Below are 17,641 nucleotides of genomic sequence, written 5' to 3' on the forward strand. Positions count from 1 at the left end.
CGTCCGGTGCACGCACCAGATGTGGTCCGGTCTCTCGACGAACATCCCAGGCGATCGTCGGTCGGTGTCGACGACGGCGGTGAAAACGCGCCGTCGAACGCCTCCCGATCCAAATTAGTTCCGAAAGCGGAATCCTAGCATCGCTGCAACCAGATGCGCCGTTCAATCCTCGCGGGAATTTGCCGCTCTCGATCATCGCTTGGTCGGGGGGAGCCAAATGCAGTGCGATCCAGGAGTAGACAGCGATGAACGTGGATGTGATCTCGAAGGCCACCGGCACCATCAGCCAGGTTTCCAGCGATACTATCGATCTCAATGCGCCGAGCATCGTCCGGCTCGACATCGCACGTGCCGACGTCGCGGGCTTCGAACGACAGGGCCATGATCTCGTCGTCAAGCTGGTCAGCGGCGAACAGATCCGGGTCGTCGATTTCTACCCCGACAACGTCACCGTCCCGAACGACATCGTCCTGCGTGAGCCGGATGGCACCCTGTGGCTTGCGCATACGGCGAGCACGCCGGCACGCTTCTCGCTGATCGAGGACCTCGACGATCTCACCGCGGTCGTCGCATCGGGCGGCGGATCGTCGCTCGCACTGCCGGCGATCCTGGCCGGCGTCGCGGGCGTGGCCGGCCTGGCTGCGGTTGCCGCCAGCGGTGGTGGCGGCGACGACAAGCCCAGCCAGCCCAATCCCGGGACCGGCGGGGGCGTCACGCCCGACACCACGCCGCCGTCGCCCCCGACCGTCACCGTGCGCGGCGACGGCGCGGTGCTGAACGGAACCGGCGAGGCGGGTGCGACGATCCAGGTTCGTGATGCCAGCGGCGCGGTGATCGGGACCGGCGTCGTCGGCGCCGATGGCACGTATTCGGTCACGTTGACGGCCCCGCAGATCAAGGGCGATCCGGTCGTCGTCACGCAGACCGACCCCGCCGGCAACGTCTCTGGCGGGACGACGGCTGCAACGCCCGATCTGACCGCACCCGCCGCCCCCAGCGCGACCGTCGATGCGACGGGAACGACGATCACCGGTCGTGGCGAACCTGGCGCGACCGTGACCGTCACCAACGCCGCCGGCGTCGTGATCGGCACGGCCGTCGTCGCTGCGGACGGCACCTATAGCGTCGCCCTGGCCGTGCCGAGTGTCGATGGCGCGCCGCTGTCGATCGTCCAGACCGACGCCGCGGGCAATGTCTCCGCGCCTGTCTCCGCCGCTACGCCCGACCTGACCGCGCCGGCCGCGCCGACCGCAACGGTCGCCGGGAACGGATCGCAGGTGACCGGTCGCGGTGAGCCCGGCGCGACGGTGACCGTGCGCGATCCGGCCGGAACGGTGCTCGGTACCGCGGTCGTCGCAGCCGACGGAACCTATACCGTGACGCTTGCAACGCCCCGCGTCGATGGCGCCGAGCTTTCGATCGTTCAGGCGGACGCTGCCGGCAACGTGTCCGCTCCGGTGACGGCGGCAACGCTCGACCTGACTGCGCCGACCGCCCCGACGGCGACGATTGCCGGCGATGGAACCCAGGTCAGCGGTCGCGGTGAGCCCGGCGCCACGGTGACCGTGCGGGATCCCGCTGGAACAGTTCTTGGTACCGCGGTCGTCGCAGCCGATGGAACCTATACCGTGACGCTTGCGACTCCCCGCGTCGATGGCGCCGAGCTTTCGATCGTCCAGGCGGACGCTGCCGGCAACGTGTCCGCACCGGTGACGGCGGCAACGCCCGACCTGACTGCGCCGACCGCGCCGACGGCGACGATTGCAGGCGATGGGACCCAGGTGACCGGTCGCGGTGAACCCGGCGCGACGGTTACCGTGCGTGATCCGGCCGGAACGGTGCTCGGTACCGCGGTCGTCGCAGCCGATGGAACCTATACCGTGACGCTCGCGGCTCCCCGCGTCGATGGCGCCGAGCTTTCGATCGTCCAGGCAGACGCTGCCGGCAACGTGTCGCCGCCCGTCACTGCGACGACGCCAGATCTGACCGCCCCGACCGCGCCGACGGCGACGATCGCGGATGATGGAACGCAGGTCACCGGTCGCGGCGAGCCCGGTGCCACAGTGTCGGTCACGGACTCGACCGGCGCAATCGTGGGTACGACGGTCGTCGCGCCCGATGGGACCTACACGCTGACACTACCGACCCCGCAGGTCGACGGGACCAATCTGTCGATCGTGCAGACCGACGGCGCCGGCAATGTTTCGGCGCCCGTCACGATCGCCACCCCCGATCTGACCGCGCCGACCGCGCCGACCGCGGCCATTGCCGGCGACGGGTCGCAGGTGACGGGCCAGGGCGAACCGGGCGCGACCGTGACGGTCCGCGATGCGACGGGCGCGGTGATCGCGACCGTCGTCGTCGGCGCCGACGGCAGCTACGCGGCGCCGCTCGTACCGGCGCAGGTCGACGGCACCACGCTGACCGTCGTCCAGACCGATCCCGCCGGCAACGTCTCGCCGACCGTCGATCTCGGCACGCCCGATCTCACCGCGCCCGCACTGCCGACGATCGCGATCGACGCTACCGGAACGCAGGTCAGCGGTACCGGCGAGCCCGGCGCGCAAGTCGTCATCACCGATCCGGCAGGCACGACGCTCGCCACGGTCACGGTTGCCGCCGACGGCAGCTATACCGCGATTCTCTCGGCACCCCAGGTCGACGGCGAGGTGATCGACGCACGCCAGATCGATGCCGCCGGCAATGCGTCCGGCACCGCCAGCACCATCGCGCCCGACTTCACCGCGCCGGCACAGCCGACCGCGACGATCAGCGCTGACGGCACCTCCGTTGCCGGCACCGGCGAGCCGGGTGCGCGCGTCGTTTTCGCAGACCCGAGCGGCACGGTGATCGCCACGGCGACCGTGGCGGCAGACGGCAGCTACACCGCCGCGCTGACCCCGGCGCAGGCAAATGGCGAACAGCTCACCGCGACCCAGGTGGATGCGGCCGGCAATGCGGCGCCGCCATTGGCGCTGACCGCACCCGATGTGACGGCACCGCTAGCGCCCGCCGCGACGCTCGACGCCAATGGTACGATCGTCACCGGTTCGGGCGAAGCAGGCGCCACCGTCACGGTCCGCGATGCGGATGGTATCGTGCTCGGCACCGCGACGGTCGGCGCGCAGGGCAATTATGCGATCACGCTTGCCGCCGTGCAGGGCAATAGCGAGACGCTGTCGGTAACGCAGGCGGATGCGGCCGGGAACATATCGCCCGCCGCCACGCTGGTCGCACCCGACCTGACCGCACCGCTCGCACCGACCGGCATCGTCGGCGGCGACGGCGCCAGCATCAGCGGCTCGGGCGAAGTCGGCGCGACCGTGACGATCCGCAGCCCGGTCGGCGCGGTCATCGCGACCGCAGTCGTCGGCGCAGACGGTAGCTATACCGCGGTACTCACGCCGGCACAGATCGACGGCGAGGTGCTGACGGTGCGTCAGGCCGACGCCGCCGGCAACGTCTCGCCCACCGCGACGGCGACCGCACCCGATCTGGTCCTCGACGACGCGCCCGATGCACCGACCGCCACGGTCGCCGCCGATGGCACGGCCGTGACCGGCGTCGCCGTCGCGGGCGCCGCGATCACGCTGTACGATGCCGATGGAACGATCATCGGTACCGGTGTCGCAGGTGCCGACGGGACCTATTCCGTCGCCCTTACGCCGGCGCGCATCGACGGCGAGACGATCAGCGTCACGCAGGCCGATGCGGACGGCGACGTCTCGCCGCCCGCCACCGCCATCGCACCCGACCTGACCGCCCCCGAAGCCCCCGGCGCGACCCTGGATGCGACCGGCGCCGTGGTCACCGGTAGCGGCGAGGCAGGCGCCACGGTCACCGTGCGCGCCGCCGATGGCACCGTGCTGGGCACTGCCACCGCGAACGCAAACGGCGACTACGCCGTCACGCTCGATCCGGTGCAGAATGCCGGTGGCACGATTTCGGTGACGCAGGCCGACGCGGCTGGCAATGTCTCGCCGCCAGCCCGCCTTGCCGCCCCCGACTTCGCTGCACCCGATGCGCCTGTCGCCACGGTCGCGCCCGACGGTAGTGCCGTCACCGGTACCGGCGAGGCTGGCACCACCGTCACGGTCCGCGATCCCGCGGGCGTCGTGATCGGCAGCGCGATCGTTGCTGCCGACGGAACCTATTCGGCGCCGCTCGCAACCCCGCAAGCCAATGGCGAGACCGTGTCCGTCACGCTGACCGACACCGCCGGCAACGTCTCGACGCCTGTCAACGCGATCGCGCCCGACATCACCGCGCCCGGTACGCCCACCGCGACGCTGTCCGGCGATGGCGGCCTGGTCGCTGGTACCGGCGAGCCTGGTGCCATCGTCACCGTCACCGCACCCGGCGGCGCAGTCATCGGGTCCGCGACGGTCGGCGCCGGCGGCAGCTATGTCGTGACGCTCACCACGCCGCAGGCCAATGGCGAGACGCTGACCGTGACGCAGGCCGATGCCGCGGGCAACACCTCCGCGCCCGTCAGCATCGTCGCGCCCGACGTGACCGCACCTGCCGCTCCGACGGTCGCCGTCAACGCCGACGGCACGGCCGTAACCGGCACCGGCGAGCCGGGCGCCACCGTCACCATCACCGACCCCGCAGGTGTCGCGATCGGCACCGCGCTGGTCGATGCCGGCGGCACCTACACCGCACAGCTGAGCACGGCGCAGGTCAATGGCGAGACGTTGACCGCAACGCAGGCGGACACCGCCGGCAACGTGTCCGGCGTCGCCACGACAATCGCGCCCGACTTCACCGCGCCCGCGCCTGTGGACGCCGCGATCAACGGCGACGGCACGCGGGTATCGGGTACCGGTGAGGCCGGCGCACGGATCGTCGTCGTCGACGCCGCCGGAACGACCATCGGTACCGCGATCGTCGCCGCCGATGGCAGCTTCGGCGTCACCCTCACGCCTGCACAGGCCAATGGCGAGGCGCTGAGTGTCGTGCAGACCGATGCGGCCGGCAACGCCTCTCCGTCGCTGGCACTGACGGCACCCGACATCACGGCGCCGCCGGCGCCCGATGCCGCGCTCGACCCGTCCGGTACGATCGTGACCGGCACCGGCGAAGTCGGCGCGACCGTCTCGGTCCGCGATGCGGGCGGGACGGAACTCGGCACCGCGCTCGTCAACGCGCAGGGCGCCTACACGGTCGTCCTCGCCGCCCCGCAGGTCGACAGCCAGGCGCTGTCCGTCGTGCAGACGGATGCGGCGGGCAACACCTCCGTTCCCACGCCACTCACTGCGTCCGATCTCACCGCGCCCGACGCGCCGGTCGCGACGGTCGGCGCGGATGGCCTGAGTGTCACCGGGACCGGAGAAGCCGGGGCGGCAGTCGTCATTCGCGATCCACTCGGCGTGGTGATCGGCAACGCCGTCGTTGCGGCCGATGGCACCTACACGGCAACGCTATCGTCCGCGCAGGTCGATGGTGAAGTGCTGACCGTTCGACAGACCGATGGTGCGGGCAATGTCTCGCCGCCAGCGACGACGACCGCGCCCGATCTTTTCGCGGATACCGATCCCGACGCGCCGACCGCGGCAGTAGGTGCCGACGGTACGACCGTGGCAGGCACCGCGATCGGCGGCGCAGCGATCACGGTCTACGACGCCAACGGCGCGGTGATCGCAACCGGCGTCGCCAATGGCGATGGCAGCTACAGCGTAGCCCTCACGCCGGCCCGAATCGACGGCGAGACCATCCGCGTCACGCAGACCGAAGCCGATGGCGACGTCTCGCCGCCGGCAACCGCGGTAGCACCCGACCTGACCGCGCCGATCGCACCGACGGCGGCGCTCGATGCGACCGGCAACGTCGTTACCGGAACGGGTGAAGCCGGCGCGACGATCACCGTGCGCGCTGCCGACGGCTCGCCGCTCGGCACGGCGCTCGTGAACGCGGGCGGCTTCTACGCCGCAACGCTTAGCGTGGCACAGATCAATGGCGAGGTGCTCAGCGTCACGCAGGCGGACGGGGCGGGCAATGTCTCGCCGCCGATCGCGCTGACCGCATCGGATCTGATCGTCCCCACCGCGCCGCTGGCAAGCGTCACCGCGGATGGTACCGCGGTGACGGGCACAGGCGAGGCGGGAACCACGGCGACCGTACGCGATGCGGCAGGCGTCGTGATCGGCAGCGCGCTCGTCGCCCCCGATGGCAGCTTCACGGTGCCGCTCGCCGACGCGCAGGATAATGGCGGAACCCTGACGGTCACGCTCACCGACGCGGCAGGCAACGTCTCGCCGCCGGCCAACGTGGCGGCGCCCGACATCACGGCGCCGGACGTGCCGACCGCGGTGATCGCGGTGGACGGCAGCGCGGTGACCGGCGCCGGCGAAGCGGGCGCGACCGTCTCCGTAACGGATGCGAACGGCGCGGTGCTCGGCACGGCGGTCGTTGCCGCCGACGGCAGCTATTCCGTCGCACTGACCCCGGCGCAGGCCAATGGCGAAGCGCTGACCGTGACTCAGGCCGATGCGGCGGGCAACGCCTCCGGTCCGGTCACCATCACCGCACCCGACATCACCGTGCCGACGGCACCCGTGGTGAGCGTCGTGGCGGATGGTACGGCAGTGACGGGCACGGGAGAGGCGGGAACGACCGCAACCGTGCGCGACGCCGCAGGGGTAGTGATCGGTATCGCGCTCGTCGCGCCCGATGGCAGCTTCACGGTGCCGCTCGCCGATGCGCAGGACAATGGCGGCACCCTGACGGTCACGCTGACCGATACGGCCGGCAACGTCTCGGCGCCCGCGAGCGCGCTGGCGCCCGACATCACGGCTCCCGACGTGCCGACGGTGGCGATCGCCGCCGATGGCAGCGTCGTGACCGGTGTCGGCGAAACGGGCGCAACGGTGTCCGTGATCGCAAACGGTGCCGTGATCGGTACCGCGGTCGTTGCCGCCGACGGCAGCTATTCCGTCACGCTGACCCCGGCACAGGCCAATGGCGAAGCGCTGACCGTGTCGCAGGCCGATGCGGCAGGCAACGCCTCCGGCCCGGTCGCCATCACCGCGCCCGACATCACCGCGCCTGCAGCGCCGGTGGTGACCGTCTCGGGTGACGGCACGCAAGTGACCGGCACCGGCGAACCGGGGGCGACGGTTTCGATCGTCGGTCCCACCGGGGCGACCATCGCCACCGCCATCGTTGCGGCTGATGGAACCTACTCCACGGCTCTCTCGCCGGCCCAGGCCAATGGCGAGCAGCTCCAGGCGACGCAGGTCGACGCGGCGGGCAACGCTTCGCTGCCGACGCTGGCGACCGCGCCGGACATCACCGCACCGACCGCACCGACGCTCACCATCACGCTCGACGGCACCGCCGCGAACGGCACCGGCGAGCCTGGCGCCACCGTGACCGTGCGCAATCCCGATGGCAGCACGATCGGCACGACCGTCGTCGCGGCGGATGGCAGCTACACGCTGGCTCTCGATCCGGCGCGGATCGACGGCGAGGTGCTGAGTGCGATCCAGAACGATCCGACTGGCAACGTATCGCCGCCGGTGACCGCGGCTGCGCCCGACTTCGATGCGCCCGTGGGTCTCACCGCCGACGTGTCCGGTGACGGCACGACCGTGACCGGGGCCGGCGAGGCCGGCGCAACGGTGACGATCCGCGATCCTGCGGGGCTCGCGATCGGCACTGCGCTGGTCGGCGCCGACGGCACCTACGTCGCCACGCTGACGACGGCGCAGACCAACGGTGAGGTCCTGAGCGCGACCCAGGTCGATCCGGAGGGCAATGCCGGATTGCCCGTGGCCGCCACCGCACCGGATCTGACCGCGCCCGCGCTTCCGACGGCCGACGTCAATGGCGACGGTACCGTGGTCACCGGCACCGGCGAAGCGGGTGCGACCGTGACGGTCACCGCGCCCGGCGGCGGCGTCGTTGCAACGGCAATCGTCGGTGCGGACGGCACCTACACCGCGTCGCTCACGCCTGTGCAGGCCAATGGCGAGACGCTGTCGGTGGTGCAGGCTGATCCGACCGGCAATGTCTCGCCGACCGCCACCACGCTCGCGCCCGACATCACGGCGCCGGTTGCGCCGACCATCGCGATCAACGGCGATGGCACCGTGGTCAGTGGTACGGGCGAGCCCGGCGCGACCGTGACGATCACCGGCCCCGATGGCATCGTCGGTACGGCGGTGGTCGCCGGGGACAGCACCTACACGATCACGCTCGGCGATCCGCAGATCAACGGCGAGACATTGACCGCTACGCAGGCGGATGCCGCTGGCAATGCGTCGGGCCCGGCTTCCACGATCGCCCCGGACTTCGTCGTACCGCTGGCACCGACCGCGGTCGTCTCGGCCGACGGTGCGATCGTGACCGGCACCGGCGAGCCCGGCGCGCAGATCGTCGTGACCGATCCCGCCGGCGCCGCGATCGGTGTCGCCACGATCGGGGCTGACGGCACCTATTCCGCGACGCTCGGTACGCCGCAGCTGAACGGGGAGGTCCTGTCCGCGACACAGACCGATAATGGCGGCAACGTCTCGCCGCCGGCCGCCGCCACGGCACCGGACCTGACGGCACCGGCAATCCCGACGCTGGTGATCGCCACCGATGGCGCGAGCGCGAGCGGTACGGGCGAACCCGGCGCTAGCATCACGCTCGTCGGACCCGGCGCCGCAGCGATCGGCCCTATCCTGGTTGGGCCTGACGGCAATTATACGGTCGTGCTCGATCCGGCGCGCCTGAACGGCGAAACGTTCACCGCGACGCAAGCAGACGCGGCGGGTAATGTCTCGCCGCCTGCTACCGCGACGGCGCCCGACCTGACGGCGCCCGACGCTCCCGTGGCCGTGCTCGGTGCCGATGGCGCCAGCGTGACCGGCACGGGCGAGGCCGGCGCGACGGTCAGCGTCACCGGCCCGAACGGCCTCCTGGGATCCGCGGTCGTCGCGGCGGACGGCAGCTTCACCGTGCCGCTGTCGTCGATCCAGGCCAATGGCCAGGCGCTGACGGTGATCCAGACCGATCCCACCGGCAACGGCTCGTTGCCGACCGGGATCACGGCACCTGACACCACCGCACCGACCGCGCCGACGGCAACCGTTGCCGCGGACGGCGCGAGCGTGAGCGGCATCGGCGAACCCGGCGCGCTCGTGACGATCACCGCGCCCGGTGGCGGCATCCTGGGATCGACGACGGTCGCAGCGGGCGGCGGCTACACGGTGACGCTGTCGACCGCGCAGACGAACGGCGAACTGCTGACCGCAAGTCAGACCGATCCGACCGGGAATTTGTCTCCCACGACACCTGCGCTCGCGCCCGATACCACGGCGCCGACGGTACCGACGGCGGCCGTATCGGCCGATGGCGGGTTCGTCACGGGTACCGGCGAACCGGGTGCGACGGTCAGCGTCACCGGGCCGGGCGGTCCCCTCGGGACGGCGATCGTCGGCACGGACGGCAACTACGTCGTCCCGCTGTCCTCCGCGCAGACCGACAGCCAGACGCTGACGGTCACGCAGGCCGATGCGTCGGGTAACGTATCGCCGCCCGCAACCGCGATCGCGCCTGACGATACCGCGCCGTTCTCGCCGACTGCCACCGTTTCCGCCGATGGCGGCGCGGTCCTCGGCAGCGGCGTTCCTGGTGCCACGATCACCGTCAGTCGCGCGGGCGCGGTGCTTGGAACCGCGATCGTCGGCGCCGATGGCACCTACACCGCGCCGCTCGACGTAGCGCAGCGCAACGGCGAGGTGTTGAGCGTCGTGCAGTCCGACGGGGCGGGCAATGCCTCGCCGCCAGTGCCTGCGATCGCACCCGATCTCACCGCGCCGGTCACGCCCTCGATCGCCGTCGGCGGCGGCGGCGATGTCGTGACGGGAACCGGAGAGGCCGGCGCAAGGGTCACCATCACGGGTCAGGGCGGCGTCATACTGGGCACCGCGATCGTCTCCGGCGGTGGCACCTATCTGGTCACGCTCGATACGCCGCAGCGCAACGGCGAAACGCTGGTCGCAACGCAGAGCGACGCGGCCGGCAACGTGTCCAACCCGGCCAGTGCGGTCGCACCCGATCTGACCGCGCCGTCCGCACCGACAGCTTTGGTCGTCGCGGGGGACGGGACGTCGGTAACGGGTACCGGCGAACCCGGTGCGCGCGTCGAGGTTCGCACCAGTGGCGGTGCCTTGCTCGGCACCGGCGTGGTAGGCGCGGACAGCAGCTTCACGGTCGCGCTGACCACGGCGCAGGTCACCGGGGTGACGCTTGCGGTGACGCAGACGGATGCCGCGGGCAACCCTTCGCTACCCGGCAGCGTCGTCGCGCCGTTCGACATCGCCGCGTTCGACAACACGAACACCGCGTCGATCGACCTCGTACCGCCGACCACGGCGGTGAACTTCGGCACCGCCAACTACCTCGCGCTCGTCTCGCTCGGGGTGGTCAACCTGCAGGCCCAGGTGCTCGGGGTACCCGCCGTGCAGTTCACCGTGGAAGGCGGACATAGCCTGGACGCCGTGTTCACCTATGATGCATTGCTGAACGTCGGCGTGGTCAGCGGCTATGCGGTCGTCGTGCAGCGCTTCGACGGGACCAACTGGGTCGCAGTCGAAGGGTCGGGCAACGCGTCGCTGCTGGAGGTCGGATTGCTCAACGGCAATCTGAGCGCCACCGACACGCTGGGCCCGGGCGAATACCGCGCGTTCCTCACCTTCGATGGTGTCTTGGGCGTCGGGCTGCTCGGTAGCCTCAACGTCGGCGGGGTCGAGTCCGACTTCACCGCGATCGGCGGCGCGGTGCCTTCCGCTGCGGCCGGCAACGTCATCACCGATCCCGGTGCGGGCGGCGCGGTCGATATCGTCGGACCCGGCACGCATGTCGATAGCGTGACCATCAACGGCGTGACCACCGCGGTCACGGCGAACGGCACGGTCGTCGATGGCGCGTGGGGCACGCTGGTGATCAATCTGAACGGTAGTTATACCTACACGCCGGATGCCAGCGCGCTCGCGATCGGTCATACCGATGCGTTCACCTACACGTTGATCGATCCGACCGACGGCGAACGCGAAAGCGCCATCCTGTCGATCGCGATCGGCAGCCCCGACATCACCGGCGCGCCGGTGGCCGTCGCGGACGTGGCGGTCGCAGCGGTGACGTACGACAACGTCGTGACGACGACCGCACCGGCAGCGGCGTTCTCGTTCAACTCGACCGGTCCGCTCGGTCTCGCTTCGACGGGGTCCGGGGCCGGCGGCTTCACGGTCGCGGCAAACAGCGTGGCGGACATCTCGATCGCGGCGGCACGCGCGCCCGGTCTCTCGGTCTTGCCGAGCTACACGCTGACCGTCCGCGACGACGCGGGCACCGTGATCGACCGGGTGACGCAGGTGGCGGTCGTCGGGTTGCCGATCGGCACCGGCACCGTGTTCACGGTCGAGGATCTCCCGGCGGGGCACTACACCTACACGATCTCGAGCAGCGCGCTGGCCGGGACGTTCGCAACGCAGGTGTCGGTCGGGGCGACGACGACGTTCCTCGACCAGTTCACGCTGGGCAGCGCGGCGGCGGCGGCAGGCAACCTGCTCGAAAACGATACCGCGCACACGGCGTTCGCTGGAATCCGGGTGGATGCGGGCACCGGCTTTGCGGAAATCGGCGATACCGCGGTGGTGCTGACCGGCCAGCACGGGACGCTGACGGTCGATGAGACGGGCGATTACCTGTATCGTCCAAGTCCGACGCTCGGCTATTCGGCGGTCGATCTGCTGGATACGTTCACCTACCAGGTGATCCAGCCCAACGGCACCGTGGCGACGTCCACGCTGACGGTGACGATCGACGTGCCGGGAGACAACGGGGCCGCGGCGGCAAGTCTGGCCAGCCACGTCACCAGCCACGTCACCGTCGAAACGGACGTCATCGCGCTCGATGCGTTCCTTGCCCCTGCGGTCGATGCGGATGCATCGGTGACGGCGGCCCACGACAGCAACGCGATCGGGCGCGCGATCTACGACGTGTTCGAAGGGCAGGGCGATCTGGAGCACGTCCTGGCGAACTACCTCCCGCCGGAACAGCACACCGCGCTGGAAGGCGTTGGCGAAACAGGACACCCGACCTTCGCCGTCGATGTGGCGATGCCGGCAATGGCCGATCCACTCGACTATATCGTCGCGCCGGAAGATCCGGACCGGCACGGTACCAATACCAATTCCGTTTATTAAGAACTCAGAACGGATTTAATATAATGAAATCAATGCTGTAAAGGCTCTAGCCTTATACATTTTATTAAAGGTACCGGGTCTTCTGTGTGTTCGACGCAGAGGACCCGGTACCCATGCAATACAGCGCACGATACGTACGATCGATACTTGCACTAGGCGGCGTGATGTCGCTGGGCTTGGGCGGTATCGGCAGAGCAGAGGACAAGGGAACGGGGCCGGTATCGGACATGCTGCCGGTAACGGTGGCTGACCGGACGGCGCCCGTGACCCTTGCCGAAGCCGCCAAGGAGGCGTTGACCTGGCATCCGTCGATCACCGAGGCGGCCGGCGTCCTCAGCGCCCGCGGCGAGGAAATCAATGCGGCCCGCGCCGGGTATCTGCCGACCGTCAGCACCGGCGTCGGCAGTGGCTATGACAACCGCGTATCGGGCTCCTGGCGCCCGCGACCACAGGTCGGCGCATCCCAGATGCTCTATGATTTCGGCAAGGTATCGAGCGACGTCGCGGCCGCACGGGCAGGGACGCGCGGTGGCCGCGCCGAACTGTTGCTCGCAGTCGATACGCTGATCCGCGAAAGCGCGTACGCCGTCATCGAGCTCCAGCGCGCAACCGCACTGTACGCCGTCGCGCAGGACCAGGCATCGCGGATCGAAGAGATCAGCGCGCTGGTCGGTCAGCGTTCGAAGATGGGCGCGGCGACGCAATCGGATGCACTCCAGGCCGAAGCGCGGGTCGAGGCGGCGAGCGCTACGGTGACCCAGATCGAGGCATCGAAGCGGCGCTGGACCAGCAATCTCGCCTATCTGCTCAATCGCGACACGCCGCCATCGGCGGTCGCGCCCGACGTGCCGGACTGGTTGATGCGCAGCTGTTCCAGGCCAATGCCGGAATGGAACACCGTGCCGTCGGTGATGGTCGCCGACGCGCTGATCGACCGGGCCAACGTCACCGTCCGCCGGAGCCGCGCCGATCGCTATCCGACCGTATCGCTGGGCGGCGACGCCTCCAGCGACATCGCCTCGCCGTTCGGCCAGCGCAGCATCTACAATTTCGGCCTGCGGGTTTCGAGCAACGTCTTCTCCGGCGGCGTGACCAAGGCACGACTGCGCGGCGCGGGGTATGAACTCGATGCGGCTCAGGCGAGCGCGCGGCGTGCGCGGCTCGATACCAGCCAGGGCATGGCCGAAGCGCAGCAACAGATCGACAGTTACACGCGTGTGATCGACACGCTGGTCTCGCGGCAGGGCAACATGCGCGAGACCAATCGGCTCTACCGGATCCAGTATCTGGAGATGGGCACCCGGACGCTCGTCGACCTGCTCAACGCCGAGCAGGAACTTCAGCAGGTCCGCTTCGAGGCGATCAACTCGGCGCACGATCTGCGGCGGCTTCAGGTCGATTGCCTGTTCCTGTCCGGGCGGATGCGCGATGCCTTCGGGTTCTCGGGCACGACGTTGCGCGGGGTGACGCTGTGAGCGCCGTGCTCGCCCCGTCGCCAGCCATGGCGATCGACAGCTGGCTCGAACTGTTCGGCCGCGTGGCACGGCATTACCGCCTGCCGGTGTCCGAACAGCGCGCGCGGCTCGCGGTGCAATGGGATCTCGGCGGCGACGACGAGACCCGCATCCGGACACTGGGCCGCGCGACCGGCCTGACCGTGCGGTTCGAGACGCCGCGCGCGGTCCGCCTGACGAGCTGGCGACTGCCCGCGATCGTGCGCTTCGCCGATGGCGAGATCGCCTTGATCGAGGGGATCGATGCCGACGATCAGGTCCGCCTGACGCTGCCCGGCGATCGTGGCGGCCAGACCCGGCTGACGCTCGCCGAACTGATGGAGTCGGCGACCGGGTTCGTCATCCCGCGTCCGTCCCGTTCCGCGCCCGACATGCGCGTCGACACCTATATCCGCCCGTTCCAGGATCACTGGCTGCGGCAGATCCTGATGCGAGACGCGCCCTCCTACGGCCATGTCATGGTCGCGTCGGTGGTGACCAACTGCCTGGGGCTCGCGGGCGTCCTGTTCTGGATGCAGGTGTATGACCGGGTCGTGCCGGCGGGGTCGATCCCGACGCTGACCATCCTGTTCATGGGCGTGCTGATCGCGATCGGCTTCGACTTCGCGTTGCGGCGGCTGCGTACCAACATCGTCGACGTGCTGGGCAAGCGCGCCGACCTGCGCATCTCGGACCGGGTGTTCGGGCATGCCTTGCGCGTTCGCAACCGCGCACGGCCGGCGTCGACCGGCACCTTCATCTCGCAGCTGCGCGATCTGGATCAGGTGCGCGACATGCTGACGTCGACCACGGTCGCGACGGTGGCGGACATGCCCTTCTTCTTCCTGTTCCTCGCCGTGCTCTGGTACATCGGCGGAGCGCTTGCGCTGGTGCCGCTGGGCGCGCTGGTCCTGCTGTTGCTGCCGGGCCTCCTCTCGCAACGCAAGCTGCGCATGCTGGCGACCGAATCGATGCGCGAATCGTCGCTCCGCAACGCGATGCTGGTCGAGGCGGTGCAGGGGATCGAGGACATCAAGGCGCTCCAGGCCGAGGAACGCTTTCACCACCAGTGGAACCACTACAACGCGGTCGCGGGCGAGGCGCAGTTGCGGTTGCGCGGCGTCACCAACGGCCTGTCGGTCTGGACGCAGAGCGTGCAGAACGGGGTGTATGCCGCGATCATCTTCGTCGGCGCGCCGCTGGTGATCGCCGGCGACATCACGACCGGCGTGCTCGTCGCCACCTCGATCCTCGGCTCGCGGATGATGGCACCGATGGCGCAGGTCACGCAGCTGCTCGGCCGGTTGCAGCACGCCCGCGTCGCGATGGGTAGCCTGAACCAGATCATGGCGCTGCCCGTCGACAGCGCCGACGGCGATCACCGCATCCCGCTGCCGGCGGTTACCGGCGACTTCACGATCCGGTCTGGCGTCTTTACCTATGCCGATCCCAACGCGCCGCCGGCGCTGTCGGTCGCCAGTCTCGATATCACCGCGGGTCAGCGGATCGCGCTGCTCGGGCGTAACGGTGCGGGCAAGTCGACGCTGCTGCAGGGCCTGTCGGGCATGCTCCAGCCCGTGTCGGGCGAGGTCCTGCTCGACGGGCTTGCGCTGCACCAGATCGATCCGGCCGACGTCCGCCGCGACATCGGCCTGCTGACGCAGAACAGCCGGTTGTTCCACGGGACGCTGCGCGAGAACCTGACGCTCGGTGCGCCATCGGCATCCGACGCGGAGATCGTCGAGATCCTCGGTATGGTCGGCGCGGAGGGCATGGTACGCCGGTTGCGCGACGGGCTCGGCCATGTCGTGCAGGAGGGCGGGCTCGGCCTGTCCGGCGGGCAGGTGCAGGCGTTGCTGCTCGCACGGCTGCTATTGCGGCAACCGATGGTCGCGCTGCTCGACGAACCGACCGCATCGATGGACGAGGGTGCCGAGCGTCACTTCATCGAGCGGCTCGGGCATTGGAGCCGGACCCGGACGATCGTCGTCGCGACGCACCGGATGCGGATGCTCGACATCGTCGACCGGATCATCGTCATCGACAACGGCAAGATCATTCTCGACGGGCCCAAGGATCAGGTGCTCGCGACGATGCGCGGAACGCGGAGTGCTGCAGCATGACCACCATCACAGCCGAGGACGACCATCTGTTCGGCGGCGAAGGCGAGGCGCGGCTGGCGTCGTCCAAGCGGCTCGTCTGGGTCCTTGCGGCGATGTTCGCAGCGATGTTTGGCTGGGCCTGGCTCGCCAGTCTCGACGAAGTGGCGACCGGAGAGGCGCGTGTCGTGCCGACCAGTCGCGAGCAGGTGCTGCAATCGCTGGAGGGCGGTATCCTCGCCAAGATGCTCGTGCGGCAGGATGATATCGTCAAACCCGGGCAGCTGCTGGCCCAGCTCGATCCAACCCAGGCGGGCTCGACGATGGACGAAAGCGCCGCCAAATACCGTGCCGCGCTCGCCAGTGCAGCGCGGCTGCGGGCGGAGGCGAACGGCACGCCGTTGCAGTTCCCGAGCGAGTTGGCGCCGTACCCCGACCTCAAGGCCGCGGAGACGCAGTTGTACGACACCCGTCGTCGCAGCCTGCAATCGTCGGTCGGCCTGATCGACGAATCGCTGCAATTGATCGGCCGCGAAGTCGCGATCGGCCAGTCGCTGATCGCGGTCGGTGCCGCCAGCAGCGTCGAGGTCCTGCGCCTGCAACGCCAGCGCGCCGATCTCGAACTGAAGAAGGCCGATCTCCGCTCGCAATACATGGTCGAGGCGCGGCAGGATCTCGCCAAGGTCACCGAGCAGGTCGACTCGCTGGCGCCGGTGGTACGTGGCCGCTCCGACACGTTCCAGCGCCTGACGTTGCGCTCGCCGGTGCGCGGCGTGGTGAAGAACATCGAAATCTCGACGATCGGCGGCGTCGTTCCCCCGAACGGCAAGATCATGGAGATCGTCCCGCTCGATGATCGCCTGCTGATCGAGGCACGCATCCAGCCGCGCGACATCGCTTTCATCCGTCCCGGCCAGCCTGCGAACGTCAAGGTCACCGCTTACGACTATTCGATCTACGGCGGCCTGAAAGGCACGGTGACGAGCATCTCGCCCGACACGATCCGTGACGAAGTGAAGCCCGATATCCTCTATTACCGGGTGTTCGTGCAGACCAAGTCGGATTCGCTGACCAACAAGACCGGGCGCAAGTTCGCGATCACGCCGGGCATGGTCGCGACCGTCGACATCCACACCGGCAGCAAGACCGTCCTCCAGTACCTCCTGAAGCCGCTCAATCGCGCGCAGGAAGCGCTGAGGGAGCGATGAGCCCGCCGCGTTCCGATGGCGCCGTCGATCTGGCGGCGCGCCGTGCCAGGGCAGGGGGGCCCGCGGGGGGACTCGTCGCGATCTCGCCCGCATTGCTCGCCCGTGCCCGACAGGCACGTCAACTCCGCTCGACGATGAGCGCGTTCCTGCCGCGCGACCTGCTCGTCGATCCGGCATGGGACATGATGATCGACCTGTTCATCGCGGTGGCCACTGGCGAGCGTCTCTACGTCAAGGATCTGATCCTGATGTCCGGGGAAAGCGTCGCAAGCGCGATGCGGCGTATCGATCGGTTGCAGGAAGCGGCGTTGCTCGCGCGGCATCCCGATCCGACCGATCATCGCCGCGTCCATGTCGGGCTGACCGCGCGGGGCCAGTCGGCGATGGCCGCGATGCTCGAGCATCTGTTCGACGCCGGATCATCCGGCAGCGAACAGAGCGCCAAGCCGCCGCGGTCCTTCTACCCGGATGTCGGCACGATCAACGCCAGGGACTGATCGAGACGAGACTTCACCGCTTCGCCAGGGCACGCATTCGAGCCTTGACCCCTCGGTCACGTCCGACCGGCGGATCCGGTCGCCAGGCCCCGATACTGCGTCGTGCGAACGTCAGGACGACTGCTGAAACTGCCCCCGTTCCGGTGT

The 17,641-nt window shown here is 69.5% G+C and carries 5 protein-coding genes; all 5 read left to right on the forward strand.

Features of this window, described 5'->3' with window-relative positions; translation table 11 throughout:
• The first annotated feature begins 245 nt into the window (after positions 1–245).
• Positions 246–12,197 (forward strand): BapA/Bap/LapF family large adhesin, encoded by an 11,952-nt coding sequence (locus tag AC3D24_RS03730; protein ID WP_489028310.1) that lies wholly within the window; start codon positions 246–248, stop codon positions 12,195–12,197.
• 164 nt (positions 12,198–12,361) lie between these two features.
• Complete coding sequence (locus tag AC3D24_RS03735; protein WP_489028312.1) at positions 12,362–13,672, forward strand: TolC family protein; 1,311 nt, start codon at positions 12,362–12,364, stop codon at positions 13,670–13,672.
• A complete protein-coding gene (locus AC3D24_RS03740; RefSeq protein WP_489028314.1) occupies positions 13,669–15,813 on the forward strand; it encodes a type I secretion system permease/ATPase in 2,145 nt (714 codons plus the stop codon). The genes AC3D24_RS03735 and AC3D24_RS03740 overlap by 4 nt, the downstream gene beginning before the upstream one ends.
• Entirely contained in the window at positions 15,810–16,997 is a 1,188-nt protein-coding gene (locus AC3D24_RS03745) for an HlyD family type I secretion periplasmic adaptor subunit (protein ID WP_489028316.1), read from the forward strand. The genes AC3D24_RS03740 and AC3D24_RS03745 overlap by 4 nt, the downstream gene beginning before the upstream one ends.
• On the forward strand, positions 16,994–17,494 hold the full coding sequence (locus AC3D24_RS03750; RefSeq protein WP_489028318.1) for a MarR family transcriptional regulator: 501 nt from the start codon (positions 16,994–16,996) through the stop codon (positions 17,492–17,494). Before AC3D24_RS03745 ends, AC3D24_RS03750 begins: the two co-directional genes overlap by 4 nt.
• Positions 17,495–17,641 lie beyond the last annotated feature (147 nt).

Source organism: Sphingomonas sp. SL1004 (assembly GCF_057815015.1).